We start from the raw sequence: 23,709 nt of genomic DNA on the forward strand, positions 1-23,709 counted from the left end.
CGCCGAGCCTACAGCCGCGCCTCGTCGCCCCACACATTGCGCATGCTGAAGTGCACGCCCGCATCGTCTTCATGCAGCGACGAGACGATGGCGAACTGGCTGTCGCCCGTGTCGCGCGGCGTCATCCGCGATAGTTCGGCGGCGGACAGCGGCGCGCCCAGCGGGTCGCTGAGCGGGTGCACGTAGGCGGCGCCCCGTTGCGTGACGACGCCCAGTTCGCCGTTGCGCAGGCGCACCAATGTGCCGGGCGGATATTTTCCCAGCAAATTGACGAACTGTTCTCCCAGCAGCGGGTCGATGGGCAGGTTCTGGTCGAGGAAGATATGCTGCAGCGCCTGGTCGGGCACGATGGAGCGGCGGTAGTTGCGCGCCGAGACGCGGGCGCAATAGCGGTCGGCCAGGCCGATCAGCTTGGCGTTTTGCAGGATTTCATCGGCCGTGCGCCCCTGCGGGTAGCCGCTGCCGTCGTCGTTTTCATGGTGCAAGAGCACGCAGCTGAGCCATTCCTCGTCGTCGACGCCGGCGCAGCGCAGCAGTTCCGTGCTTTCCTGCGGATGCAGACGCACGATGCGCATTTCCTCGTCGTTCAGGGGGCCGCGCCGGTCCTGGAAACTGTCGTGGTGGCGCAGCATGCCCACGTTCATCGTCAGCGCGGCCGCGCCGATCAATAATAGTTCATCGTGGGACTTGTGCATGCTGCGGCCCACCAGCATGGCCAGCAGCGCCGTTTCTATGCAGTGGCGCACGGCGTAGCTGCCGGCGATCTGGTTCAGCAGGATGCTGGCCAGGGCGATGTCGGCATCGTGTTCGAGCGCGCGCAGCAGTTCGCGGGCGATGTCGCGCACGTCGCGCTCGGCATTGTTTTCGCTGCGCAAGGCGAGCAGCAGCCGTTCCAGGCGCTGCGCCGCTTCATTGAGCAAGCGCAAGACGGACGGCTGGTCCGGCGTGCCCACATACAGGCCCAGCTGCATCAGCCTTCCCAGCTGCGCACCGTCCGTGATGATCTGCCCCTTGCGCAGTTGCGGGCCGGCGCTGTGGTCGGCCAGAAACAGATCCCAGGGCAGAGGTTCGCCGGGAACCAGGTCGGCCGGGCCGATGCGACGCTGTACCATGCTGTCATCCTTTGCTCCGCCGGGGCGGAGAAGTTCTGTCGTTAAATGCTGCGCAGGCGCTCGAGCGCCAGGCGCAAGGTCTCGTCCTGTTTGGCAAAGCAGAAGCGCACGATGCCCGACTCCTTGCCCTGCGCGTAAAACGCGGACACGGGAATGGCGGCCACCTTGATTTCCGCCGTCAGCCATTCTGCGAACTGCGCTTCGGTCTCTTGCGAAATGGCATCGTAGCGCACGCACTGGAAATACGTGCCGTCGGCCGGCAGCAGGGTAAAGCGGCTGCCCGCCAGGCCGTCGCGGAACAAATCGCGCTTGCGCTGGTAAAACGCGGGCAAGTCCAGGTAGGGCCGCGGGTCGGCCATGTAGCCGGCGATGCCGTGCTGCATCGGCGTGTTGACGGTAAAGACGTTGTACTGGTGCACCTTGCGAAATTCCGCCGTCAGGGCCGCGGGCGCCGCCACATAGCCCACTTTCCAGCCCGTCACGTGATACGTCTTGCCGAAGCTGGACACGATGAAGCTGCGCGCCGCCAGTTCAGGATTGCGCGAGAGCGAGGCGTGCGGCACGCCGTCGTACACCATGTGCTCGTAGACTTCATCCGATAAAATCAGGATTTGCGTGCCGCGCACGATGTCGGCCAGGGCCGCCACGTCGGCCGGGCGCAGGATCGTGCCCGTCGGGTTATGCGGCGTATTGATGATGATCAAGCGCGTCTTGGGGCTGACGGCGGCAGCGAGCTTGTCCCATGGCACGCTGTAGCCCTGTTCACCCACTTGCATGGACACCAGCACGGGCACGCCGCCGGCCAGCGCGATGGCGGGCAGGTAGCTGTCGTAGGCCGGTTCGATGACGATGACTTCGTCGCCCGGGTGCACGCAGCACAAAATCGCCGTGGTCAGCGCCTGCGTGGCGCCGGCCGTGACGGTGATTTCCGTGCCCGCATCGTAGGCGTGGCCGTACAGGCTGGCGATCTTCGCGGCGATCGCCTCGCGCAGGGGCGCGGCGCCCGTCATCATCGGATACTGGTTGTGGCCGGCGCGCATGGCGTCGCTGACGAGGCCGACCAGTGCCGGGTCGCAATCGAAGTCGGGAAAGCCCTGGCCCAGGTTGACGGCGCCATGCTGGGCCGCCAGGCTGGACATGCGGGTAAACACGGTGGTGCCCACCAGAGGCAGGCGGGTGGTCAGGGTGGGAGTCAGGTGGGGCAGGGACGGGCTGTTCATGAACGGTAGGGGCGCGGTGCGGAAAGTGGAATCGTTTCCCATTCTAGCGCAGCGCGCCCCGTCGCGTGCGGGGCTTTGGCGGCTCAGCCCGGCAATGCCCAGCCTTCCGGCACCATGATCTTGAACATGCCGGCCTTGGCCGTCTTGCGGGCCAGTTTCAACAGCGCCTTGTCCTTGGTGATGAGGATGTCGGCGTTGGCGTCGCGCGCCAGTTCGAGAAATTTCTGGTCATCCTTGTCCGTGCAGACGGGCAGGCGCACGCCCGACACGGGCGGTGCCACGACGCTGATGTGGGCGTCGAAGCGGGCGGCGGCGACAGCGCGGCTGGCTTCATCGAGCGGCAGATGTTTGTAATGCAATACGACAAGATATTCCGCGCGGCAATCTTCGCGCGTGATGGCGTGCACGGCGCCGCTTTCCATGGCCGCCAGCAGGCCCGCCCAGCGCGGATCGTTGAAGACGAACAGGTCGAGGCAAACGTTGGTGTCGAGGACGAGTTTTTGTGGAGCAGGTATCATGTCGGCAATTCTATTCTGTAGTGATAATTTATGTTGATCGTGCTTTCGCCCGCCAAGAGTCTCGACCTGGAGACGCCGCCAACAACCACGTTGCACAGCACCCCCGATTTTCTCGACCATTCCGCCCAGCTCATCGAGCGCATGCGCCAGTTCTCGCCCGCCGAAGTGGGCAGCCTGATGGGCATTTCCGATGCCTTGTCGGCCCTCAACGTGGCCCGCTACGCCTCCTGGACGCCGAAGCTGGCGGAAGCGCGCCAGGCCATCATGGCTTTCAATGGCGACGTGTATGCCGGTTTCGAGGCGCGCAGCCTGCAGCCAGCCCAGCTCGACTATGCCCAGTCGCGCGTGCGCATCCTGTCGGGCCTGTACGGCTTGCTGCGCCCGCTGGACCTGATCCACCCGCACCGCCTGGAAATGGGCACGCGCCTGACGACCGCGCGCGGCAAGGATTTGTATGCGTTCTGGGGCGACACCATCACCAATGGCCTGAACCGCGCGGCGAAGGAGCAGGGCGCGCAAGTGCTGGTCAATCTCGCTTCCGAAGAATATTTCAAATCCGTCAAGCCGCGCCAGCTGGACGTGCCCGTCATCGCGCCCGTGTTCGAGGACTGGAAGAACGGCAAATATAAAATCATCTCGTTCTACGCCAAGCGCGCGCGGGGCATGCTGGCCCGCTATGCGGCCGTCAACCAGATCCGCGATCCGCAGCAGCTCAAGCAGTTCGACGTCGATGGCTACGCGTATGTGCCGGAAGCGTCGAACGACACCAGCTGGGTGTTCCGACGCAAGGTCGGCGAATAACAACGCCTAACAAAACCGTAGCGAGCGGAAGGAAGTTGTGGTTGAGAAGCGGAACTGTACGAAGGTACAGTGAGCATCGCAGACCGCAAATTACGACGCGCAGTAGGTTTTGATAGGCGTTCTAAGTAAAAAAACCGGGCCAGCCCGGTTTTTTATTGCAGCTTACTGCCAGAATTTCCACCACTTGCGTTCCTTGTTCACCCCTTCCGGGCTGAGGAATGCCGTGTTCGGGTAGTTCTTGGTCAGCACGCGCAAGGTGTCGTCGCGCAGGTCGGTCAAGCCCAGCTTGTCGTACGAGCGGTACATGATGAACAGCGCTTCTTCGATGGCGGGCGAGGCGGCAAAGTCCTTGACCGTCGTTTGCGCGCGGTTGGCGGCGGCCAGGTAGGCGCCGCGGCGGTAGTAATAGCGCGCCACGTGCACTTCGTATTTCGCCATGGCATCGATCAAATAGTTCATGCGGGCCAGCGAATCGGGCGCATATTTGCTATTTGGAAACTTGTCGACCAGTTGCTTGAAGGCCGCAAACGCTTCGCGCGTGGCTTTCGGATCGCGCTCGGTCGGGTCTTGCTCGTACAGGAAGTTCAGGAAGCTGATCTGGTCGTTAAAGCTGATCAGGCCCCGCAAGTAGTACATATAGTCCACATTGGCGTGGTTCGGATGCAACTTGATGAAGCGTTCGACGGCGGCCAGTGCCTGCGCCTGGTCTCCCGACTTATAATACGCGTAAGCGATCTCCATCTGCGCTTGCAGAGCATAGTTGCCGAAAGGATAGTTAGCCTCCAGCTTCTGGAACAGGCCGATTGCAGCTTCATAGTGCTGCCCGGCCATTTCTTCACGCGCCTCCGAGTATAATTTCGTAACGGACCAGTTTTTGGTCTCATCCACTTTTTCAGGCAACAAGCTGCAAGCGGACATGCCGAGCAGAACGACTGAAGCGACTACCAACGATAATTTTTTTTGCATGACGTTTTGCAAGAAGGTTTTAACCAAGATTTTACAATAGGCTGATTATAGCCGATGGGAATGCTGTGATATTAACTCCGAAGCCTAATTTGGCTGACCCCGCGTTTGACTCCCTTTCTGACCATGCTGCCGAAGAGGCGTTTGACGGCGATTTTGCCGCCGACGACGTCTTCGAGGAAATGGCCCCGATTACATTGGAACTGACGCCGGACGCCTGCGGCCACCGCCTCGATAAAGTCATCGCCCAGCTGGTGCCGCAATACTCGCGCAGCCGCTTGCAATTGTGGCTGGAAGCCGGTTTCGTGACCGTCGATGGAAAAGTTGCCAAACGCAACATGACCGCCTATGGCGACGAGAAGATCGTCATTCTGCCGCAAAGCGCGCCGGAAGACGAGGCTTTTAAGCCGGAAGCGATGGAATTGAACATCGTGCACGAAGATGAGCATATCATCGTCATCAACAAACCGGCCGGACTGGTCGTGCATCCGGGCCCAGGCAACTGGTCGGGCACCCTGCTCAACGGCTTGCTGCACCACTGCCCGCAGCTGGCCGGCGTGCCGCGCGCCGGCATCGTGCACCGTCTGGACAAGGATACGAGCGGCCTGATGGTGGTAGGCAAGACGCTGGCCTCGCAAACGGACCTCGTGCGCCAGCTGCAGGCGCGCACCGTCAAGCGCGAGTATTTCGCGCTCGTGTGGGGCACGCCGAAAATGGCGGGCACCATCGATGCCTCGATCGCGCGCCACCCGCGCGACCGGGTCAAGATGGCTGTCTCGGAAAATTTCACCGCCAAGCCCGCCATCACCCACTATGAATTGATTGGCAGCGGCGAACTCGACCGCCGTCCCGTGAGTCTGATGCAATGCCGTCTGGAAACAGGCCGCACGCACCAGATCCGCGTGCACATGCAGCACCTGGGCTTTGCGCTGGTCGGCGATTCCGTGTACGGCAAGCAGCACCTGGTGTCCGTCTTCTCGCGCCAGGCGCTGCAGGCGCGTCGTCTGGGCCTCGTGCATCCGGGCACCCTGGAAGCGTGCGAATGGATCGTGCCGCTGGCCGATGATTTCGCTCAACTGATCGCCACGGCCGGCATTCCCGAGCCGGAACAGGTCTGATGACGTCGCCGTTGCCTTGCATTATTCCCCATTGGCCCGGCCTGCCCGCGAACGTGGGCGCGCTGGCGACCGTGCGCGCGGGCGGCGTCAGCCAGGGGCCATATGGTGACGGGCAGGGCGGCGGCGGCTTGAACCTGGGCACGCACGTGGGCGATGACCCTGACCACGTGGCCGCCAACCGCGCGCGGCTGGCAGCCATCCTGCCGTCCGAGCCCGCCTGGCTGTCGCAGGTGCATGGCGTGGCCGTGGCCGATGCTGGCAAGCTGGACGGCCACGTGCCCGACGCCGACGCCAGCATCGCCACGCAGCCGGGCGCCGTGTGCGTGGTGATGACGGCCGATTGCCTGCCCGTGCTGTTCAGCTCCAGCGATGGCCTCGTCGTGGGCGCGGCCCACGCGGGCTGGCGCGGCCTGGCCAACGGCGTCTTGCAGCGCACGGTGGACAGCATGCGCGCGCAGGGCGCGACGGAGATCCTCGCCTGGCTGGGGCCGGCCATAGGTCCGCAGCAATTCGAAGTGGGGCAGGACGTGCTGCAGGCGTTCCGCGACGGCGCGCGTGACGATGTCGAGCGGCAAGTGTTGTCGGATGCATTCGCGGCCATCGCCGGCAAGCCGGGCAAGTATCTGGCCGACATCTATGCGCTGGCGCGCACCATGCTGCTGCGCGATGGCGTGGCGCAAGTGGCGGGCGGGGAATATTGCACCGTCAGCGATGCGGCGCAGTTTTACTCGTATCGGCGCGATGGCGTCACGGGAAGACAGGCCAGTTTGATCTGGCGCAAATAATCTGCACGGCAGACACTTATGTGTCTGCCGTTTTTGTTTTATCGTCTGCTGAGGCGAGCGCGCGGGCGTTCAGTTCAGCGATACGCGCCGCCTTGCGTTTGCGTCGCCGCGAGCCCGTCAGATAGAATAGGATGGACAGCGGGATGACGCAGTACAGCACGAAGGTCATCACCCCGGCAACGATGGACGGTTCCGTCAGCGCCATGAGGCCGACGACATAGATCCAGGCAACAGCGGTCATGAGCATCATGAGTAGTGGCAGTCAGTAAGAGTTTGCATGCAGTTGATCCAGAAGTATTTATTTTTGACGACGTTTTAATTTCTTAATGGACTTTTACATCTATGAACATGCCCGATCCTCAAATGATGACCAAGGAATGGATGGCGCAGATCAGCAATCCTGAGCAGTGGAAGACGTGGTTCAACATGGTACCGCAGCCCCAGGGCAATCCGATTGCCGGCATTTTGCAGGATGCGGGCGCCAGCATCAAGCCGGAAGCGATCGAGCAACTGAAAAATGCCTACGTGGCCAAATTGACGGGCTTGTGGGCTGACTTTATGGCCGGCAAGGCGCCGGAGCTGAAAGACCGCCGCTTCGCCGCGCCCGCCTGGCACGCCAGCCCCCTGTCGGCCTTCAATGCGGCCGCCTATCTGCTCAATGCCGAATTTCTCAGCGCCATGGCCGATGCCGTGGAAGCGACGCCGCACCAGAAGCAAAAGATTGCCTTTGCCGTGCAGCAAATCGTCGATGCCATGTCGCCCGCCAACTTTCTGGCCACCAATCCCGACGCCCAGCAAACCCTGATCGAGACCAAGGGCGAAAGCCTGGCCAAGGGCTTGAGCAATATGCTGGCCGACATGCAGAAGGGCCGCATCTCGCAATCGGACGAATCGGCTTTCGAAGTGGGCCGCAACGTGGCCACCACGCCGGGCACGGTGGTGTTTGAAAACGCCTTGTTCCAGCTGATCCAGTACACCCCAAGCACGCCCACGGTACACCAGCGGCCCCTGCTGATGGTGCCGCCGTGCATCAATAAATTCTATATCCTTGACTTGCAGCCAGAAAACTCGCTCGTGCGCTATGCGGTGGAGCAGGGCAATACCGTGTTCCTGATGTCCTGGCGCAATCCGGACATGAGCATGCAGCACCTGACGTGGGACGATTACGTGGAGCAGGGCGTGATCGAAGCGATCAAGGTGACGCAGGACATTTCCGGCCAGGACAAGCTCAATATGTTCGGCTTTTGCGTGGGCGGCACCATCGTCTCGACGGCGCTGGCGGTGCTCAAGGCGCGCGGCGAGAATCCGGCCGCCAGCCTGACCCTGCTGACCACCTTCCTCGATTTCTGCGACACGGGCGCGCTCGATGTCTTTATCGACGAGCCGCAAGTGGCGCTGCGCGAGCAGACCCTGTCCAAGGGCGGCCTGATGTCGGGCCGCGACCTGGGCAGCACGTTCTCCAGCCTGCGGCCGAATGACCTCGTGTGGAATTACGTGCAGTCGAATTACCTGAAGGGCAAGGAGCCGCCCGCGTTCGACTTGCTGTACTGGAATGGCGACGGCACGGGCTTGCCGGGCCCCATGTTCTGCTGGTATCTGCGCAACACCTACCTGGAAAACAGCCTGAAGGTGCCGGGCAAGCTGACGGTGGCCGGCGAAAAGGTCGACCTGAGCAGCATTGACGCGCCCGCTTTCATCTACGGTTCGCGCGAAGACCATATCGTGCCCTGGGGCGCGGCCTACGCCAGCACGGCCCTGCTGAACCCGAAAAAGCCGAAAGCCAACCGTTTTATCCTCGGCGCCTCCGGCCATATCGCCGGCGTGATCAATCCGGCGTCGAAGAAAAAGCGCAGCTACTGGAGCAACGACGCAGGCAAAGGCGCGCGCACGGCGAAAGCCAAGCCCTTGACTGCCGAGCAATGGATGGAAGGCGCGACCGAGCATGTGGGCAGCTGGTGGCCCGAATGGGCGGCTTTCCTGGCCGAACACGGCGGCGCCCAGGTGAAGGCGCCAGCCAAGCCGGGCAACAAGCGCCACGCGGCAATCGAGCCGGCGCCGGGGCGGTATGTTAAAGTCAGGGCGGATTAAGTCACAAAGCGTTTTGCCGGGCAAGACCGGCGTAATCTCCGGTCTTGTCAGGAATCTACTTTTAGTTGCGTTGCAATAAATGCGGGAATCTACTACCCTGATGTGCAATGGAGCCGTTTTCCACTCTATAATGGAAAACGTAGGCAGGTGCGAAAGCGGACCCACGTTCGCTTTTTTTTCGGATTAACTCAGTATGCGCTGCGGCGCAATAAGTGGAACTTGTGATGAGTAGTGCAAAAAAAAGTATAGACCGCCTGATTAAAAAATATCCCAACCGCCGTCTGTACGACACGCAAACCAGTTCCTACATCACCTTGACGGACGTCAAGCAGCTGGTGTTGGACAATGAAGTGTTTACCGTCGTCGATGCCAAATCCAATGAAGATTTGACGCGCAGCATCTTGCTGCAAATCATTTTGGAAGAGGAAGCGAACGGCGCGCCCATGTTCTCGAGCAGCGTGTTGTCGCAGATCATCCGCTACTATGGCCACGCCATGCAGGGCATGATGGGATCCTACCTGGAAAAGAACGTGCAAGCGTTCACCGATATCCAGCACAAATTCACGGGCACGTCGGCCGGCAGTTTCGAAGGAAAGCCTTTCAGCCCGGAAATGTGGACGCAGTTCATGAATGTTCAGGGTCCGATGATGCAAGGCATGATGAACAACTACATCGACCAGAGCAAGAGCCTGTTCGTGCAGATGCAGGAACAGATGCAGAGCCAGAGCAAGAATCTGTTCGGCACGTTCCCGTTTGTGCCGCCGGTTCCTCCCACGGACAAAAAGTAGGCCGCAGCCATTGCGGGCCACACAACGGCACAGGACCTCCTGTGCCGTTGTGCTTTGCGGCTGTCTTGTCGCCGCCGCGGATGCTGAATGCTATTGCCTCAGTTGTTGCAGCGTGGAGAGCAGATCCTGGTTGGAATGCTCGAGCTTCCATGTCCTGGCATTGTCCATGGAACTGTAGATGCTGACATTACCCTTGAAATCTTCCATGATATTGAGCGCCAGGCCGGAAGGGAAAATCAATGGGGCGTGGCGCAGTCGGTATGGCGCATACGGCCCCCAGGTTTTGCCTTCGTCGCTGCTGACCAGCAGTGCTCCGTCGTTATACATGCCGGCCTCCATCAGCAAGCGGCCGTCATTGAGCGGCGCCACGGGCGACATCAGGACTTTGAATGGCGAAACGATAGTCGTCCAGTTCTGGCCGCGATCCCGTGAGGCATAGGCGTCGGGAAACCGTCCTCCCAGACCAGCCGCTACCAGAACGCTTTGCGTGCCATTGGCTTGATGAATAAACTGCGTCAGGCTTTTCTTGTGCGGACTAAAGCGCTCGGTCAACTTGCCCGTGCTGTAATCGAGTTCGCCGATCAAGCCGCTTTCCAGCGCATAGCCGATCCGGTCCGCGTCTTGCCACGTCCACAATAAGCCTGGGCCATGCAGCCACGATCCGGGCAGGGTGGTATGGTACACGGATCGCCAGTCGCCAGCGTCCAGTTGATTCGCATGGAAAATGTTCAATTCGCCTTCCTTGCGATGCATCACGTACCAGCCATCGTTGGGGTTGCCACCGATGCGCAGCAGATTGCCGGGCGGCAGGTTGCCTGCATCGACAGGAAGCAGCTTGTCGCTGTCACGCGCTTTGCGTAGCAGGGAGCCCGATTCGCCTACCGCGATCAACTCGGCATTGGGCAGGTCCACAGGAAATACGCAAGACAGCGACTCCACCGACGGCGCATTGATGATATTCCATCGCCCTTGCGTCGAGCGTATCAGGATGGCGCCCATGCGGCTGGCGGCGGCCACCCGGCCATCGGGCATTTCGGTGGCGCACTCGGCCCCGGCAGGGTGGGCGCGAGCAAATTGCTCGACATCGTCCCGCGCGTGGCGTGGGGTGCTCCAGCCAAGGCTGGCAGCGGCGCCAAACATGGCGCTGTAGTCGGGGGCAAAGCGCCGGATCAATTCCGCATTCGATGCCACCTGGGCGCTGCGGCCGTACTGCATGCCGAAATTGCCGCGTGTCACAATCAGTCGGCCCAGATCCGCCGATTTGCCCGCTTCGATCTTGAAGCTTCCCACGATGGTCGAATACACATGCAGGAGCTTGTTGGCCCGGGTGTCGATCAATTCGATAAATTCATACTCGCCAGGCGGTAGTGCGCCAATGAACAGGGAAGTATCGCCTGCCATCGCGCTCTCGACCTTTTTCATCACCAGGTTTGCGGACACCAGCTTGAAATCACTGCGCTGCTCGCCCGCCACCACACGGCGTAACTTGATCATGTTGAAACCGTAAATATCTTTGGTATTCGACGTGATGCTGACGACCACCGGGGTTTCTCCCGACTGTGCGCTCATTTTCAGTGGATCGACCACCGAGGTGTTGACGGCGCAGCCGCTCAGCAGCAATGCGGTCAAACCGCAAGCCGCGACAGCCGAGCGTCGCGCTTTCAGATTGGAAAAGGACATGAGATTGATTTAGTTTTTTTAAAAACAACTATATGCCAGTCATTAGTTTCTTTTTGGCATTATTTTTTAATTTCTTGATACCGGCGGTGCGGTGCGGGATCTTATTCGCGCACGGCCATTACGGCAGTCGCCGGAACAAAGTTGCGGTTGATGCGTTGCAGATGCGCTGGCAAAAGGAAGCCGCGCTGACAGCAAGGGGCGGCTCGGGGTACAATAGCCGATTCGCCTCACCATTTTACTAGCTGCCAACTATGTCTGAAATTCACCGTATCCCCGTTCCTTCCGCCCAGCCCGAGGCCATGCAGGCCATGCCAGGTGCGGCGCCGAAAGTGGGCTTTGTCTCGCTCGGCTGCCCGAAAGCGCTGGTCGACTCCGAACAAATCCTGACCCAACTGCGCGCCGAAGGCTACGAAACGGCGAAATCCTACGCTGGCGCCGATCTGGTGATCGTCAATACCTGCGGTTTTATCGATGCCGCCGTGCAAGAGTCGCTCGACGCCATCGGCGAAGCGCTGGCTGAAAACGGCAAGGTCATCGTCACCGGCTGCCTGGGCGCCAAGAAAGATGCTGCCGGCGACGACATCATCATGAAGGTGCATCCGAAAGTGCTGTCCGTCACGGGTCCGCACGCGCTGGCCGAAGTGATGGATTCCGTCCACTTCCACCTGCCGAAACCGCATGCGCCATTCCTCGACCTGGTGCCGCCGCAAGGCGTCAAGCTGACGCCGAAGCACTATGCGTATTTGAAAATTTCCGAAGGCTGCAACCACCGCTGCAGTTTCTGCATCATCCCGTCGATGCGCGGCGACCTCGTTTCGCGCCCGATCGGCGAACTGATGATCGAAGCGGAAAACCTGTTCAAGGCTGGCGTCAAGGAATTGCTGGTCATTTCGCAAGATACCTCGGCGTATGGCGTGGACGTGAAATTCCGCTCCGGTTTCTGGAATGGCCGTCCCGTGAAAACCCACATGACGCAGCTGACGGAAGCGCTGGGCGAGTTGGCCAAGTCCTACGGCGCCTGGGTGCGCCTGCACTATGTGTACCCGTACCCGCACGTGGACCAGATCATCCCGATGATGAGCGGCGGCCACATCCTGCCTTACCTCGACATTCCAATGCAGCATGCGCACCCTGACGTGTTGAAACGCATGAAGCGCCCGGCCAGCGGCGAGAAAAACCTCGACCGCATCCAGGCCTGGCGCGCCATCAACCCGGACCTGACCATCCGCTCGACCTTCATCGCGGGTTTCCCTGGCGAAACGGAAGCGGAATTCGAGTATTTGCTCGACTTCCTCAAGGAAGCGCAGATCGACCGCCTGGGCTGCTTCGCGTATTCGCCCGTCGAAGGCGCGACGGCCAACGCCATCGCCAATCCTGTGCCGGAAGAGCTGCGCGAAGAGCGCCGTGGCCGCGTGATGCTGCTGCAGGAAGAAATTTCCAAGAAACGCCTGCAAGCCAAGGTCGGCAAGACCGTGCGCGTGCTGATCGATGAAGTCACCCGTTCCGGCGGCGTGGGCCGCTCGTCCGCCGACGCGCCGGAAATCGACGGCGTCGTGTATGTGAAGCCGCCGTTCGAGCCGCACCGCAAGCTGGCGGTCGGCCAGTTCGTCGACGTGACCATTACCTCGGCCGATGCACATGACTTGTGGGGCGCCGCCGAGTAAAAAACGTCCATGCCTGCGTTGCGCTGCCTTGCCGTACAGTAAAGTACTGTCTTCGGCAGCGCGCCTTGGCCTGAACGTTTTTTCGCAGGTGTAACACTCTGTCAGACGTACGGCAGGCAAGGGCATAAGCCCTTACAATCAAGGCGGATTCGCAATTATTGCAATCCGCCTTTTTTATTTGCCAACGCCATGACCACACCCAAATCCCCGCAAACCGCGCTGATCCACAGCGATTACCAGGCGCCGCAAGGCTTTGCTGCGTTTCCCAACGCCATCCACCATGCCTCGACCGTGCTGTTCAAGGATGTGGCGGCCATGCGCTCGGGCGACTGGAAAGAGAAGAACGCCTACACCTACGGCTTGCACGGCACGCCCACCACGTTCACCCTGGAAGCGCGGCTGGCCGGGATCGAAGGGGGCACGCACTGCCTGCTGGCGCCGTCGGGCCTGGCGGCCATCGCCATGGCGGACTTCGCGCTGCTGAAGACGGGCGACGACGTGTTATTGCCGGAAAACATCTACAACCCGAACCGCGAACTGGGACGCTGGCTGGCGCAGGATTTCGGCATCACGGCGCGCTATTACGATCCGCTCATCGGCGCTGGCATCGCGGCATTGATCCAGCAGAATACCAAGCTCATTTGGACGGAAGCACCGGGCTCCGTGACGATGGAAGTGCCGGATTTGCCTGCCATCTGCGCGGCAGCCCACGCGCGCGGCGTGCTGGTGGCTTTGGACAACACCTGGTCGGCGGGCCTGGCCCTGCGCGGCTTCGACCTGGGCGTGGACATCATCATGCAGGCGCTGACGAAATACCAGTCGGGCGGCTCCGACGTGCTGATGGGCGCCCTGATCACGCGCGAGCGGGCGCTGCACGACCGCCTGGCGCAGGCGCACATGCGTCTGGGCATGGGCGTGGGGGCGGACGACGCTTACCTGGTGCTGCGCGGCTTGCCGACCATGAAGCTGCGCTTCGACGCCCACGACAGGGGCGCGCGCACGGTGGCCGCCTGGCTCAAGGGGCGCCCGGAGATCGCCACGGTGCTGCATCCGGCTTTCGCCGATTGCCCGGGCCATGCCATCTGGCAGCGCGATTTCACGGGCGCGGGCGGCCTGTTTTCCGTGCTGTTCGACGCGCGCTACACGGAGGCGCAGACGGACCGTTTCGTCGATGCCTTGCAGTTGTTCAAGATTGGCTACAGCTGGGGCGGCGCGAACAGCCTGGTGATGCCGTACCGCATCGCCGCCATGCGCAAGGGCTGGCAGTTGCCGGGCCAGCTGGTGCGCCTGAACGTGGGACTGGAAGATCCGCAGGACCTGATCGCCGATATCGAACGGGCGTTCGCGGCGATGCAGGAAGCGGCAAGCCGTTAGCTTGCCGCGAAGCACCTTTACATGGGCACGGGCTTGTTGTTGTTCAGGTCGAGGAAGCCGCGCAGCAGGCGGTAAGCCTTCCACAGCCAGGCCACGCCCCACACGACGAAGGCCAGCGGAATGCCGATCAGCGTGATCCACAGGATGGCGCCGACGACGATCCAGGCTACATACCACCAGAAGGAACGGATCATCCAGCTGTGATGGCTGTACACGAAGGTCCCGGCCGCCTCGTCCCGCTTCACATAATTGATGATGAGCGGAATGAAGGAAAACGCGCCCAGCGAAAACACGAAGCTGGCGCCATGTATCAGGTACAACCACCAGGCCAGGTTCTTGGTCTGCTGGAGTTGGGTATCCAAAATAATATCTTGTGACATGAAGGCTCCCGTCGTTGCTCAATTTTTAATTGTAACAAGCAAAGCGGCGAGGCAGCGCAGTCCATGGAAAAAGGCAGAATACATTGTTGAAACGAAATCAATATCTCACCCTGGCCGCGCGCGCCAGCTCATGGCTGCGGCGCGCCGTGCCGGCCTTGCTGCTGTGCTGCGCTACGGCGGCGCACGCCGCCGGCCCCACCCTGGAGGCGGAGTTTGGCGCCGGCTTGAAGGAAGAGGGCCTGGCGGGTGCCGTCTGGAGCGAAGTCTTGCCCGATGGCACAGTCAAAGTCGGCGCGTCCGGCTTGCGCGATGCCGCCAAGCAAGTACCCATGCAGGCCGATACGCGCATGCAGGTGGGCTCCGTGGGCAAGGTGGCGCTGGCGCTGGGCGTCTTGCGTCTGATCAGCGAAGACAAGCTCACGCTCGATACGCCCCTGCAGCAAGTGCTGCCCGAACTGGCGCTGAGAAACCCGTGGCTGGCCAGCGATCCCGTGCGCATCCGCCACCTGCTGGCGCATACGTCCGGCCTCGATAATGTGCGCTTCTGGCAGGCCTTCAGCCTGCAACCGGCGCCGGACACGCCGTTGGCCGAGGCTTTTGACGGCGGCGGCAATCTGCTGCGCGTGCGCACGCGGCCCGGCAGCCGCTACGCCTACTCGAACATGGGCTACGGCTTGCTGGGCATGGTGATCGAGCGAGTCACGGGCCAGCCGTATGAACGCTACCTCGATGCGCAGCTGCTGCAGCCGCTGGGCATGGCGGACAGCACGTTTGCTTTTGTCAGCCAGACAGGCCCGCATGCGGACCCGCGCCTGGCCATGGGGTATTTCGAGCATGGCGTGGCGCAGCCGGCCGTGCCCCAGTATCTGCGTCCGGCCGCGCAATTTACCACCACAGCGGCCGACATGGGCAAGCTGGCGCAGTTCCTGATGGGCGATGGCAAGCTGCAGGGTACGCAGTTCATCGACCTGGCCCTGATGGGCGCCTTGTCGGAGCCGGCCGGCACCGATGCGGCGCAGGCGGGCCTGGCGACGGGCCACGGCCTGGCGCTGGCCGTGCGCGACCGCCACAATGTGGTGGGCGCCTGCCACCCTGGCACGGCCGTGGGTTTCCGCGCCATGCTGTGCATCTATCCGGAGCAGGACAGCGCCTTCTTCGTGGCCTTCAACACGGATGCGGAGCGGGCCGACTATGAACGCTTCAACCGCCTGCTGCTGCGCGACCTGGAACTGCCGCTGCGCGCGCCGGCCCCGCAGGGCACGCCCGCGCCCACGGTGGAAAACTGGCAGGGCGTCTATGTGCCGTCGCCCAGCGCCATGGCCAGCATGGCCTGGGTCGATGCCGTCTTCGGCTTTACGCGCGTCAAATGGGATGGCGAATCGCTGTTCCTGATCCCGTTCCAGGGCGAGCCGAAGGAGCTGGAACCGGTGGGCGGCTTGCTGTTCCGCGCCAGCGACCGCAGCACCGCGTCGCATGTGCTGATGCAGGAAGATGGCAAGCATGTGCTCAGCGACGGCTTGCGCAGTTATGAGCGGGCGTCGATGCTGCGCATGCTGGTGCTGTGGGGCAGCCTGGCCCTGGGTGCCGCCGGCTTGCTGTACGTGCTGGTGGTGGGCATCTGGCGCGCCGCGCTGCGCAGGCTGGGGCGGGGCGACCATCTGTTCGCGCCCTTGCTGTCGCTGCTGGCGCTGCTCCTGCCGCTGCCGTTTTTCTATTTCCAGTCCTATCTGCGCCTGGGCGACGTCACCGTGGCCAGCGTGCTGCTGACAGTGGCGACGGGCGCGCTGCCGCTGGCCACGGCGTTCGGCCTGGCCCGCTGCTGGCGCAGCCGCGGCACGGCGGCCGAGGCGGGCTCGTGGGCGAAATGGGATTGGGTCGCCTTGCTGGCGGCCCTGCAACTGCTGCTGGTGCTGGCCTGGTGGGGTTTGCTGCCGCTGCGGCTGTGGCAGATGTAGGCGGTCAGGTCCGGGCAGCCAGCAGCCGGCGCCACCAGCGTGGTGCCGGCGTAGTCCGTGCACCGTGTCCGGCGCGCCCGGCCCGCTTGGCGCGATAGCTGGCCGCCGCCATCTGCAGGCCGACGCGGTCCATGGCTGCCATCGCTTCCGCTTCCTGCGGCGACAAGCCATGCAGCAAGGCTTGCGCATGGGGCGCGAGCAGGAAGGCGGCACGCACGGCGTCGTCCGTGTACAGCCTGGCCAGATAGGTTTCCAGTGCGGGAGAGCTCATGCGCTGCGCCCCGCGCGCAAGGCCGCGCGCGCCAGCTCCAGCTGGTCCAGCACATGCTCGAACGACGGGTAATTGCCGTCGCGTTCGACGATCACCGTCAATGGTTGCGGCGCATGGCGCGCCAGCTGGGTCAACAGGTTGAAGACGTCGGGCGGCACGTCGTGCAGATGGTCGTCCAGCAGGCGCCGCCCGCCGCCCGGCGCCGCGATCCAGTGGCCGCCGCTCAGGTGCACGGCGCCGACCCTGTCCAGGGGCAGGCGCAGCAGCAGTGCCTCCGGCTGCTCGCCAGCATTGACGGCGTTCGCATACAGGTTGTGCAGGTCGAGCAGCAGCGGCACTTGCGCGCCATGGATAATCCGCGCCAGCCACGCGGCTTCGTCCAGCGTGCTGGCGGGCGGCTGCACCAGGGTGGCGATGTTTTCCATCAGCGGCGCGCTGCCGACGATGCGCGTGGCCAGCGCGATATTGGCGATGGCGCCGGCGACGCTATGCGGCGTGCGCGGCGGCGCCGCCAGATGGCCGATTTCGATGCCGCCGGCGCGCACAAAGCTCAGGTGCTCGGACCACGATTCCGCCTGCACGGCCTTCATCAGGCGCGCCATCGCCTGCAGGCGGCGCGGGTCGGCGGGTATCGTCGAGGCCAGTCCCATGCCGACGCCGTGCAGGCTGACGGGTACCTGGCGTGCCAGGCGGCGCAGGGCGGCGATACCGGCGCGCGAGGCATGGTAATAATCGTCGGCGATCACTTCCAGCACGTCGATCCGCGCCAGGTTGGACAGGATGCCGGCAGCCAGTTCGCCGCGCCAGCCCAGGCCGACGCGGTCGCGCGCGCTTCCCTGGCTAACTGCCACAGCCGCCGCCACCGCCGCACCCGCCGCAGCCGCTGCCGCCGCCATCTCCGCCGCCGTCGCCACCCGATGAAGAGCCGCCCGAGTCGCCCGTGCCGCCGGACGACGAGTCGCCGCCCGAGCTGTGCCGGGGCGCAGGGTACAGCTCGGCGACATACGCGTACACGGACAAGGGCAGTGCGCCGATGCCGAAGATGGCGGCCAGCAGCGCCATGTCCGCGCTGCTGCTGCCCGCCTGCAGGCGCGCCGAACGCATGTTCAGGCGGCCAAACAGCATGCGCAAGTCGGTCAGCAGCCGCTGCGCGCTCCAGCTGGTCGCCTGGGTGCGCAAGCCGCGCAGCATGAGCAGGAAGATCGCCAGCAGGACTGCCAGGAACAGCAGGTTGTAGTGCTGGCGGCTGATGGCGATGACGGCCTTGACGCCGGCCACCGTCACCAGCAGCCAGTGCGCGGCCCAGGTGATGCGTTCGCGCCGGCGCAGCAGCGGCGGGCCGACCAGCAATTCCTGCTGCATCAAGGTCTCCTGGTAGGCGCGGCACGAGGGCAGCATCCCGGCCTGCACGGCCAGTTCCTTGCTATGGCCCTGGCGGCCCAGGTACAGCCGCAGCACGTCGCGTTCGATGTCGTGGCTGGCGAAGCGCAGGCTGTCGGCGCTGGCCGTTTCCAGCAGCGGACCATCGGCGCGCAGCAAGCCGCGGTCGACCAGTACGATGGCGGCGATCTTCACGGCTTCGAGGGCGCCGCCGCGCAAGAAGGCGATGCGGTAGGGATCGTCGGCGAGCGACAGCTGGGCGTGCGGATTGCGCACTTCCTGGCGGATCAGCAGCTCGCGCACGCCGTAGTACACGAGCAGGCCGAAGATCAGGTAAGCCAGCAGGAACCATGGCCCGCTCCAGTCAAAGGGATTGAGACCGTTCACCGCATCTGCTCCGCGTGCTCGCGCAGGCGTTCGGTAATCGTCATCAGGCTTGTGAAGGCGGGCAGGGCTTGCCCCGGCGCCAGGCGCGCCGTCTCGCGCGCCTTTGACATGGCTTGCAGGGCAGCGTGCAGGGCCGGTTCGCCCAGCTGGTCGACAAACGCTTCGAGCGCCTGCTTGCCGGACTGCGCAGGTTTATCCTCCAGCTGCGCCAGCGAGGCGGCGGCCGAGCGCAAGGGACCGGCGGCATCGGCGATGGCGCCGGCCAGCTGTTCTTCATTCAGGCTCAATAGCATATAGCGTTCGCGCATGCGCAGCTGCTGGTTCAGCAGCACTTGCCGCAGCCGGCGCAGCACGGCGTCGCGGCTGGTGTGCAGGCTGGCGAAAGGATCATTGCCCAGCAAGACACGATGGCGCGCGATGATGTCGGCGAACTTGACGGCGAAGGCGTCGGCGGCCTGCGTCAATTCGCTCTCGAGCAGGAACATCACCTGCAAATCGATGGCGGCGTGCGCCAGGCGCAAGGGAGCGCGCAGTGTATCGGCCGCCTGCGGCGTAAAGCGCTTGAGCAGCAACAGCAGGTTGACGTCGGAGGTGGCGCGCAACTGGCCGTCGGCGGCCGAGCCAAACAGCACGGCGGCGGCCAGGTCGGCGCCGAAGGCCGTTTGCGCGGCGGCGACGAACACCTCCAGGTGGCGTTGTATTTCTTCTGGCAGCGGTGGCGGCATGCGGTGTTCTTTCACGGTGGACGGGCGGGGTGAACATAAGTTTGCAATATAGCAAACTTATGCAACCGTGCGCGCACCGCCTGGCGCCGCGAACTTGGCCCCGACTTAGCTCAAGACGTTGAGCAAGCCATCGAGTCCCACAAAGTTCAGCGCCACGTCGGCCTGCGAGCGCACCACGGGCTTGGCGCGGAAGGCCACGGACAGGCCGGCGATGCCCATCATTTTCAAGTCGTTGGCGCCGTCGCCCATGACGATGGCCTGCGATGGCGCAATCCCCATCTCCGCGCATACGCGTTCCACCGTGCGCTGCTTTTCCTCGGCGTCGACGATACCGCCTAACACTTTACCCGTCAGCTTGCCGTCGACGATTTCCAGTGCGTTCGCGTGCGTGTAGTCGAGGCCCAGGCGCTCTTTCAGGCGCTCGGTGAAGAAGGTAAAGCCGCCCGACACCAGCAGGGTCTTCAGGCCAGCCGCCTGCACGGCCGCCAGCATCTTCTCGGCACCGAGCGACAGTTTCAGGCGCTCGTCGTAGACGCGCTGCAGGGCCGATGCATCGAGGCCTTCGAGCAGGGCCACGCGCTGCTTCAGGCTGGCGGCGAAATCGAGTTCGCCGCGCATGGCCGCTTCCGTGATGGCCGCCACTTGCGGTTTGAGGCCCTGCATGTCGGCGATTTCATCGATGCACTCGATGGTGATCAGGGTCGAATCCATGTCCATCGCCACCAGCTTGAATTCGCTGAGCTCACGCTGGCCCATCATGTAGGTGGCGTCCAGCTGCGCCGCCTGGGCCGCCACCTCGATGGTGGGGCGCAGCGCGGGCGAATAGGCGATCTGCTCGCAGCGCACGGCATTCGGACCGAGGCGCGTGACGGACGTGGGTGCGGCCAGCGCGGCGATGCGCTCGAGGCGGGCGCTATCGCCGTCGAGGCCCTGCAGGATCAGATTCATGGTGATGGTCTTGGTATTGGTCATGGGTCAGGCCTGCATAAATGGTCGAAATGGTCTACACCGTCAATTGCTTGATGGTGGTCTTGATCTGTGTCACGCGCGCGGCCAGGTCCGGCATGGCGGCCGTGATTTTCAGCTTGTCCTGGCCATGCAGCTTGATGTGGCGGTTCTTCTGGATCAGGTCGATGATGCGCATCGGGTCGATGGGTGGTTTGGCCATGAATTGCAGGGTGGCCGCCTCGCCATGCACGTCGATCTTGACGATGCCCACGGTTTTCGCCGCGATGCGCAATCGGTGCGTCTCGACCAGGGCCTTGACGGCGTCGGGCAGCTTGCCGAAGCGGTCGATCAGCTCTTCCTGGATATCGTCGATCTTCTCTTGCGTGGCGCAGTTGGCCAGGCGCTTGTAGATGGACAGGCGCTCGTGCACGTCGCCGCAGAAGTCGGCGGGCAGCAGGGCCGGCACGTGCAGGTTGATCTCCGTGGTCGAGGCCAGCGGCGCGGCCAGGTCCGGCTCCTTGCCGGCTTTCAGCGAGCGCACGGCTTCGTTGAGCATGTCCGAATACAGCTGGAAGCCGATTTCCGTCATCTCGCCCGATTGGCTCTCGCCCAGCACCTCGCCGGCGCCGCGGATTTCCAGGTCGTGCATGGCCAGGTAAAAGCCGCTGCCCAGCTCTTCCATCTGCTGGATGGCGTCCAGGCGGCGCTGCGCCAGTTTCGTCAGGCCCTGCACGTCGTGCACCAGCAGGTAGGCGTAAGCCTGGTGATGCGAGCGGCCCACGCGGCCGCGCAGCTGGTGCAGCTGCGCCAGGCCGAACTTGTCGGCGCGGTGCATGATGATGGTGTTCGCCGTCGGCACGTCGATACCCGTCTCAATGATCGTCGTGCACAGCAAAATATTGAAGCGCTGGGCGACGAAGTCGCGCATGACCTTTTCCAGGTCGCGCTCGTGCATCTGGCCGTGCGCCACGGCGATGCGCGCCTCGGGCAGCAGTTCCGTCAGCATGGCCAGGCGGTTCTGGATGGTTTCCACCTCGTTGTGCAGGAAGTAGATCTGGCCACCGCGTTTGAGTTCGCGCAAACACGCTTCGCGGATGATGGCTTCGCCCTCGCTGCGGACAAAAGTCTTGATGGCCAGGCGCTTTTGCGGCGCCGTGGCGATGATGGAAAAGTCGCGCAAGCCTTCCAGCGCCATGCCCAGGGTGCGCGGGATCGGCGTGGCCGTCAGGGTCAGCACGTCCACTTCCGCGCGCAAGGCCTTTAATGCTTCCTTCTGGCGCACGCCGAACCGGTGTTCCTCGTCGATGATGACGAGGCCCAGGCGCGTGAATTTCACGTCGTCCGACAGCAGTTTATGTGTGCCGATGACGATGTCGATGGTGCCGTCGGCCATGCCCTTGAACGCCTGCGTGATCTCCTTGCCGGTACGGAAGCGCGACAGCTCGGCGATGCGCACGGGCCAGTCGGCGAAGCGGTCGGCGAAGGTTTGCGCATGCTGCTCGGCCAGCAGGGTGGTGGGTGCGAGGATGGCTACCTGCTTGCCGCCCATGACGGCGATGAAGGCGGCGCGCAGCGCCACTTCCGTCTTGCCGAAGCCGACGTCGCCGCACACGAGGCGGTCCATCGGTTTACCGGACGTCATGTCCTTGATGACGTTGTGGATGGCCTCGGCCTGGTCCGGCGTCTCGTCGAAGCCGAAGCTGTCGGCGAAGCGCTGGTAGTCGTGCGACGAGAATTCGAACGAGTGGCCCTGGCGCAGCGCGCGGCGCGCGTACAGGTTGAGCAGCTCGGCGGCCGTGTCGCGCACCTGTTCGGCGGCGCGCTTCTTCGCCTTTTCCCACTGCCCCGAGCCGAGCGAGTGCAGCGGCGCGTCTTCCGGCGAGGCGCCCGAATAGCGCGAGATCACATGCAGCTGCGACACGGGCACGTACAGCTTGGTGTCTTTCGCGTACTCGAGGTGCAAAAATTCCGTCTCGCCTTCGCCCAGGTCCATGCTGGTCAGGCCCATGTAGCGCCCGATGCCGTGGTTGATGTGCACGACGGGGTCGCCGATTTTCAGCTCCGACAGGTCGCGCACCATCGACTCGACCTGCGTCACGCCTTCCTGTTTTTTCGTGCCGACCCTGCGGCCGGAGCCGGCATACAGCTCCGTCTCGGTGATGAAGGATAAATTTCCTTCCGGCGTAAACAGCTCGAAACCCGCGTGCAGCGGCGCCACGCCCAGCATCAGTTTGGCGCTTGATTGCAAAAAGCCGTCGCTGCCTTCCACCGGTGTCAGGTGCAGGTCGTATTCGCTGAAGTACTGCTGCAGGGTTTCGCGGCGGCCGTTCGATTCGGCGCAGATCATCACGCGGCGGCCCGCTTGCAGCAGATAGCTGCGCAGGTTGGCCAGCGGGTCGTCGGCGCGGCGGTTGACGGCGATGTTGGGAATCGGCGCCGACAGTTCGGACGCCAGCGCATCGTTCGATTTGGCGATCGCCAGGCGCGGGTAGGGCTTGGCCAGGCCGAAGAACTGCTCGTCGGACAGGAACAGCGATTCGGGCGGCAGGATAGGCCGCTCGCGGTCCGCCTTCAGGAAGCGGTAGCGCGACTGCGTGTCGGTCCAGAAGCGCCCGATGGCGGCGTCGATCTCGCCCACCAGGGCCAGCGAGGCGTCGGGCGGCAGGTAGTCGAACAGGGTGGCCGTCTGCTCGAAGAACAGCGGTAAATAATATTCGATGCCGGCCGAGGCAATGCCGCTGCTGATGTCCTTGTAGACGACGGAGCGCGACGGGTCGCCCTCGAACTGTTCGCGCCAGCGGTTGCGGAAGGTGGTGCGCGCCGCTTCGTCCATGGGGAATTCGCGCCCCGGCAGCAGCCGCACTTCGTGCACGGGGTACAGCGAGCGCTGGGTGTCGGCGTCGAAGGTGCGGATGGTCTCGATGGTGTCGCCGAACAGGTCGAGCCGGTAGGGCAGGGCCGACCCCATGGGGAACAGGTCGAGCAGGCCGCCGCGCACCGAGTATTCGCCCGGCGACATCACTTGCGACACATGGCTGTAGCCGGCCAGGGTCAGCTGCGACTTCAGGCGTGCCTCGTCGAGCTTTTCGCCCTTCTTGAAGAAGAAGGTGTAGGCGGCCAGGAAGGACGGCGGCGCCAGGCGCACCAGCGCCGTGGTGGCCGGCACGATCAGCACGTCGCACTGGCGCGTCTGGATTTCGTGCAGGGTGGCCAGGCGTTCGGAGACGAGGTCCTGGTGCGGCGAAAAGGCGTCGTAGGGCAGGGTTTCCCAGTCCGGCAGCAGATGGCAGCGCAGTTCCTTGCCGCCAAACCACGGGATTTCATCGAGCAGGCGCTGGCCGTCGCTGGCCTGCGCCACCACCACGGCCAGCATCTGGCCCCGCGCTTTCAAGGCCAAAGCGGCCAGCGCCAGGGCATAGGCGTCGGATGAACCATACAGGGCGGGCAGCGCATAGCGGTTGCCGGGCTTGGGGAGGGCTTTTGTTAAGTCTAAGGACATGCAGGCGATGACACTAGTGGCAGAGGCAGTTGAGTGGGACAGCTGTGATGCGC

At 63.4% G+C, this 23,709-nt stretch carries 21 protein-coding genes; 8 read left to right on the top strand and 13 right to left on the bottom strand.

The annotated features are described in order from the left end of the window. Positions 1-8: 8 nt before the first annotated feature. The 3 genes from ACQ4WQ_RS06560 to ACQ4WQ_RS06570 form a co-directional block, all read right to left on the bottom strand. On the bottom strand, positions 9-1,112 hold the full coding sequence (locus ACQ4WQ_RS06560) for an HD-GYP domain-containing protein (RefSeq protein WP_436495519.1): 1,104 nt from the start codon (positions 1,110-1,112) through the stop codon (positions 9-11). Between the two features lie 41 nt (positions 1,113-1,153). Then, on the bottom strand, positions 1,154-2,332 hold the full coding sequence (locus ACQ4WQ_RS06565; protein ID WP_436495974.1) for a pyridoxal phosphate-dependent aminotransferase: 1,179 nt from the start codon (positions 2,330-2,332) through the stop codon (positions 1,154-1,156). An 83-nt stretch (positions 2,333-2,415) separates the two neighbouring features. Next, positions 2,416-2,850 (bottom strand): putative toxin-antitoxin system toxin component, PIN family, encoded by a 435-nt coding sequence (locus ACQ4WQ_RS06570; RefSeq protein ID WP_035819658.1) that lies wholly within the window; start codon positions 2,848-2,850, stop codon positions 2,416-2,418. A 30-nt stretch (positions 2,851-2,880) separates the two neighbouring features. Between ACQ4WQ_RS06570 and yaaA the strand changes: the two genes are divergently transcribed. Continuing rightward, entirely contained in the window at positions 2,881-3,651 is a 771-nt protein-coding gene (yaaA, locus tag ACQ4WQ_RS06575; RefSeq protein WP_436495521.1) for a peroxide stress protein YaaA, read from the top strand. Positions 3,652-3,813: 162 nt separating this feature from the next. On the opposite strand, the gene ACQ4WQ_RS06580 is transcribed toward yaaA, so the two are convergent. Then, a complete protein-coding gene (locus ACQ4WQ_RS06580) occupies positions 3,814-4,617 on the bottom strand; it encodes an outer membrane protein assembly factor BamD (RefSeq protein ID WP_070220227.1) in 804 nt (267 codons plus the stop codon). 89 nt (positions 4,618-4,706) lie between these two features. On the opposite strand from ACQ4WQ_RS06580, the gene ACQ4WQ_RS06585 reads away from it, so the two are divergent. Together ACQ4WQ_RS06585 and pgeF are read left to right on the top strand one after the other, a co-directional pair. After that, the gene (locus ACQ4WQ_RS06585; protein WP_070220225.1) at positions 4,707-5,732 is read left to right on the top strand and encodes an RluA family pseudouridine synthase; all 1,026 of its coding nucleotides are present in this window, start codon (positions 4,707-4,709) and stop codon (positions 5,730-5,732) included. Then, on the top strand, positions 5,732-6,517 hold the full coding sequence (pgeF, locus tag ACQ4WQ_RS06590) for a peptidoglycan editing factor PgeF (RefSeq protein WP_436495524.1): 786 nt from the start codon (positions 5,732-5,734) through the stop codon (positions 6,515-6,517). The genes ACQ4WQ_RS06585 and pgeF overlap by 1 nt, the downstream gene beginning before the upstream one ends. A 16-nt stretch (positions 6,518-6,533) precedes the next feature. Here pgeF and ACQ4WQ_RS06595 read toward each other — a convergent pair whose 3' ends face one another. Further along, positions 6,534-6,767, bottom strand: a complete 234-nt coding sequence (locus tag ACQ4WQ_RS06595) for a hypothetical protein (RefSeq protein ID WP_227741988.1) — start codon at positions 6,765-6,767, stop codon at positions 6,534-6,536. A gap of 113 nt (positions 6,768-6,880) precedes the next feature. Between ACQ4WQ_RS06595 and phaC the strand changes: the two genes are divergently transcribed. Then, positions 6,881-8,605 carry a class I poly(R)-hydroxyalkanoic acid synthase gene (phaC, locus tag ACQ4WQ_RS06600; protein WP_436495526.1) on the top strand — a complete coding sequence of 575 codons (1,725 nt, stop codon included), beginning with the start codon at positions 6,881-6,883 and terminating at the stop codon, positions 8,603-8,605. A 224-nt stretch (positions 8,606-8,829) separates the two neighbouring features. Then, positions 8,830-9,393, top strand: a complete 564-nt coding sequence (phaR, locus tag ACQ4WQ_RS06605; RefSeq protein ID WP_010399000.1) for a polyhydroxyalkanoate synthesis repressor PhaR — start codon at positions 8,830-8,832, stop codon at positions 9,391-9,393. 90 nt (positions 9,394-9,483) lie between these two features. Here the strand turns inward: phaR and ACQ4WQ_RS06610 are convergent, their stop codons facing one another. Beyond that, a complete protein-coding gene (locus ACQ4WQ_RS06610) occupies positions 9,484-11,073 on the bottom strand; it encodes a sialidase family protein (RefSeq protein WP_436495528.1) in 1,590 nt (529 codons plus the stop codon). 308 nt (positions 11,074-11,381) lie between these two features. Here ACQ4WQ_RS06610 and rimO point away from each other — a divergent pair, with 308 nt between their 5' ends. Further along, positions 11,382-12,737 (top strand): 30S ribosomal protein S12 methylthiotransferase RimO, encoded by a 1,356-nt coding sequence (rimO, locus tag ACQ4WQ_RS06615; RefSeq protein ID WP_170846336.1) that lies wholly within the window; start codon positions 11,382-11,384, stop codon positions 12,735-12,737. A 189-nt stretch (positions 12,738-12,926) separates the two neighbouring features. Further along, positions 12,927-14,111, top strand: a complete 1,185-nt coding sequence (locus ACQ4WQ_RS06620; protein WP_436495530.1) for a cystathionine beta-lyase — start codon at positions 12,927-12,929, stop codon at positions 14,109-14,111. A 17-nt stretch (positions 14,112-14,128) separates the two neighbouring features. Here the strand turns inward: ACQ4WQ_RS06620 and ACQ4WQ_RS06625 are convergent, their stop codons facing one another. Continuing rightward, positions 14,129-14,491, bottom strand: coding sequence for a DUF4870 family protein (locus ACQ4WQ_RS06625; RefSeq protein ID WP_326459713.1), 363 nt, complete (start codon positions 14,489-14,491; stop codon positions 14,129-14,131). Between the two features lie 86 nt (positions 14,492-14,577). Between ACQ4WQ_RS06625 and ACQ4WQ_RS06630 the strand changes: the two genes are divergently transcribed. Continuing rightward, positions 14,578-16,446 (top strand): serine hydrolase domain-containing protein, encoded by a 1,869-nt coding sequence (locus tag ACQ4WQ_RS06630; protein WP_436495532.1) that lies wholly within the window; start codon positions 14,578-14,580, stop codon positions 16,444-16,446. 4 nt (positions 16,447-16,450) lie between these two features. Here the strand turns inward: ACQ4WQ_RS06630 and ACQ4WQ_RS06635 are convergent, their stop codons facing one another. From ACQ4WQ_RS06635 to mfd, 6 genes are all read right to left on the bottom strand, one after another. Beyond that, positions 16,451-16,717, bottom strand: a complete 267-nt coding sequence (locus ACQ4WQ_RS06635; RefSeq protein ID WP_326459711.1) for a hypothetical protein — start codon at positions 16,715-16,717, stop codon at positions 16,451-16,453. Beyond that, the gene (locus tag ACQ4WQ_RS06640; RefSeq protein ID WP_436495534.1) at positions 16,714-17,568 is read right to left on the bottom strand and encodes an MbnB/TglH/ChrH family RiPP precursor modification enzyme; all 855 of its coding nucleotides are present in this window, start codon (positions 17,566-17,568) and stop codon (positions 16,714-16,716) included. The genes ACQ4WQ_RS06635 and ACQ4WQ_RS06640 overlap by 4 nt, the downstream gene beginning before the upstream one ends. Beyond that, the gene (locus tag ACQ4WQ_RS06645; RefSeq protein WP_326459709.1) at positions 17,558-18,484 is read right to left on the bottom strand and encodes a TIGR04222 domain-containing membrane protein; all 927 of its coding nucleotides are present in this window, start codon (positions 18,482-18,484) and stop codon (positions 17,558-17,560) included. Before ACQ4WQ_RS06645 ends, ACQ4WQ_RS06640 begins: the two co-directional genes overlap by 11 nt. Further along, positions 18,481-19,209: a hypothetical protein gene (locus tag ACQ4WQ_RS06650; RefSeq protein ID WP_436495536.1), complete on the bottom strand. Its 729-nt coding sequence runs from the start codon at positions 19,207-19,209 to the stop codon at positions 18,481-18,483. The genes ACQ4WQ_RS06645 and ACQ4WQ_RS06650 overlap by 4 nt, the downstream gene beginning before the upstream one ends. A 105-nt stretch (positions 19,210-19,314) precedes the next feature. Continuing rightward, positions 19,315-20,181: a phosphoserine phosphatase SerB gene (gene serB / locus ACQ4WQ_RS06655; protein WP_436495538.1), complete on the bottom strand. Its 867-nt coding sequence runs from the start codon at positions 20,179-20,181 to the stop codon at positions 19,315-19,317. A 31-nt stretch (positions 20,182-20,212) separates the two neighbouring features. Beyond that, complete coding sequence (gene mfd / locus ACQ4WQ_RS06660; protein WP_436495540.1) at positions 20,213-23,656, bottom strand: transcription-repair coupling factor; 3,444 nt, start codon at positions 23,654-23,656, stop codon at positions 20,213-20,215. Between the last annotated feature and the right edge of the window lie 53 nt (positions 23,657-23,709).

This window comes from Janthinobacterium goodfellowi (assembly GCF_051380695.1).
Taxonomy (GTDB): Bacteria; Pseudomonadota; Gammaproteobacteria; order Burkholderiales; family Burkholderiaceae_D; genus Janthinobacterium.

Excerpts from the sequence above, each read along its gene's own strand:
- pgeF (WP_436495524.1), top strand. The coding sequence starts at position 5,732 with ATGACGTCGCCGTTGCCTTGCATTATTCCCCATTGGCCCGGCCTGCCC.
- ACQ4WQ_RS06610 (WP_436495528.1), bottom strand. The coding sequence starts at position 11,073 with ATGTCCTTTTCCAATCTGAAAGCGCGACGCTCGGCTGTCGCGGCTTGC.
- ACQ4WQ_RS06580 (WP_070220227.1), bottom strand. The coding sequence starts at position 4,617 with ATGCAAAAAAAATTATCGTTGGTAGTCGCTTCAGTCGTTCTGCTCGGC.
- yaaA (WP_436495521.1), top strand. The coding sequence starts at position 2,881 with ATGTTGATCGTGCTTTCGCCCGCCAAGAGTCTCGACCTGGAGACGCCG.
- ACQ4WQ_RS06635 (WP_326459711.1), bottom strand. The coding sequence starts at position 16,717 with ATGAGCTCTCCCGCACTGGAAACCTATCTGGCCAGGCTGTACACGGAC.
- serB (WP_436495538.1), bottom strand. The coding sequence starts at position 20,181 with ATGACCAATACCAAGACCATCACCATGAATCTGATCCTGCAGGGCCTC.
- phaC (WP_436495526.1), top strand. The coding sequence starts at position 6,881 with ATGATGACCAAGGAATGGATGGCGCAGATCAGCAATCCTGAGCAGTGG.
- ACQ4WQ_RS06650 (WP_436495536.1), bottom strand. The coding sequence starts at position 19,209 with ATGCCGCCACCGCTGCCAGAAGAAATACAACGCCACCTGGAGGTGTTC.
- phaR (WP_010399000.1), top strand. The coding sequence starts at position 8,830 with ATGAGTAGTGCAAAAAAAAGTATAGACCGCCTGATTAAAAAATATCCC.
- ACQ4WQ_RS06620 (WP_436495530.1), top strand. The coding sequence starts at position 12,927 with ATGACCACACCCAAATCCCCGCAAACCGCGCTGATCCACAGCGATTAC.
- ACQ4WQ_RS06570 (WP_035819658.1), bottom strand. The coding sequence starts at position 2,850 with ATGATACCTGCTCCACAAAAACTCGTCCTCGACACCAACGTTTGCCTC.
- ACQ4WQ_RS06595 (WP_227741988.1), bottom strand. The coding sequence starts at position 6,767 with ATGATGCTCATGACCGCTGTTGCCTGGATCTATGTCGTCGGCCTCATG.
- ACQ4WQ_RS06560 (WP_436495519.1), bottom strand. The coding sequence starts at position 1,112 with ATGGTACAGCGTCGCATCGGCCCGGCCGACCTGGTTCCCGGCGAACCT.
- mfd (WP_436495540.1), bottom strand. The coding sequence starts at position 23,656 with ATGTCCTTAGACTTAACAAAAGCCCTCCCCAAGCCCGGCAACCGCTAT.
- ACQ4WQ_RS06625 (WP_326459713.1), bottom strand. The coding sequence starts at position 14,491 with ATGTCACAAGATATTATTTTGGATACCCAACTCCAGCAGACCAAGAAC.
- rimO (WP_170846336.1), top strand. The coding sequence starts at position 11,382 with ATGCCAGGTGCGGCGCCGAAAGTGGGCTTTGTCTCGCTCGGCTGCCCG.
- ACQ4WQ_RS06565 (WP_436495974.1), bottom strand. The coding sequence starts at position 2,332 with ATGAACAGCCCGTCCCTGCCCCACCTGACTCCCACCCTGACCACCCGC.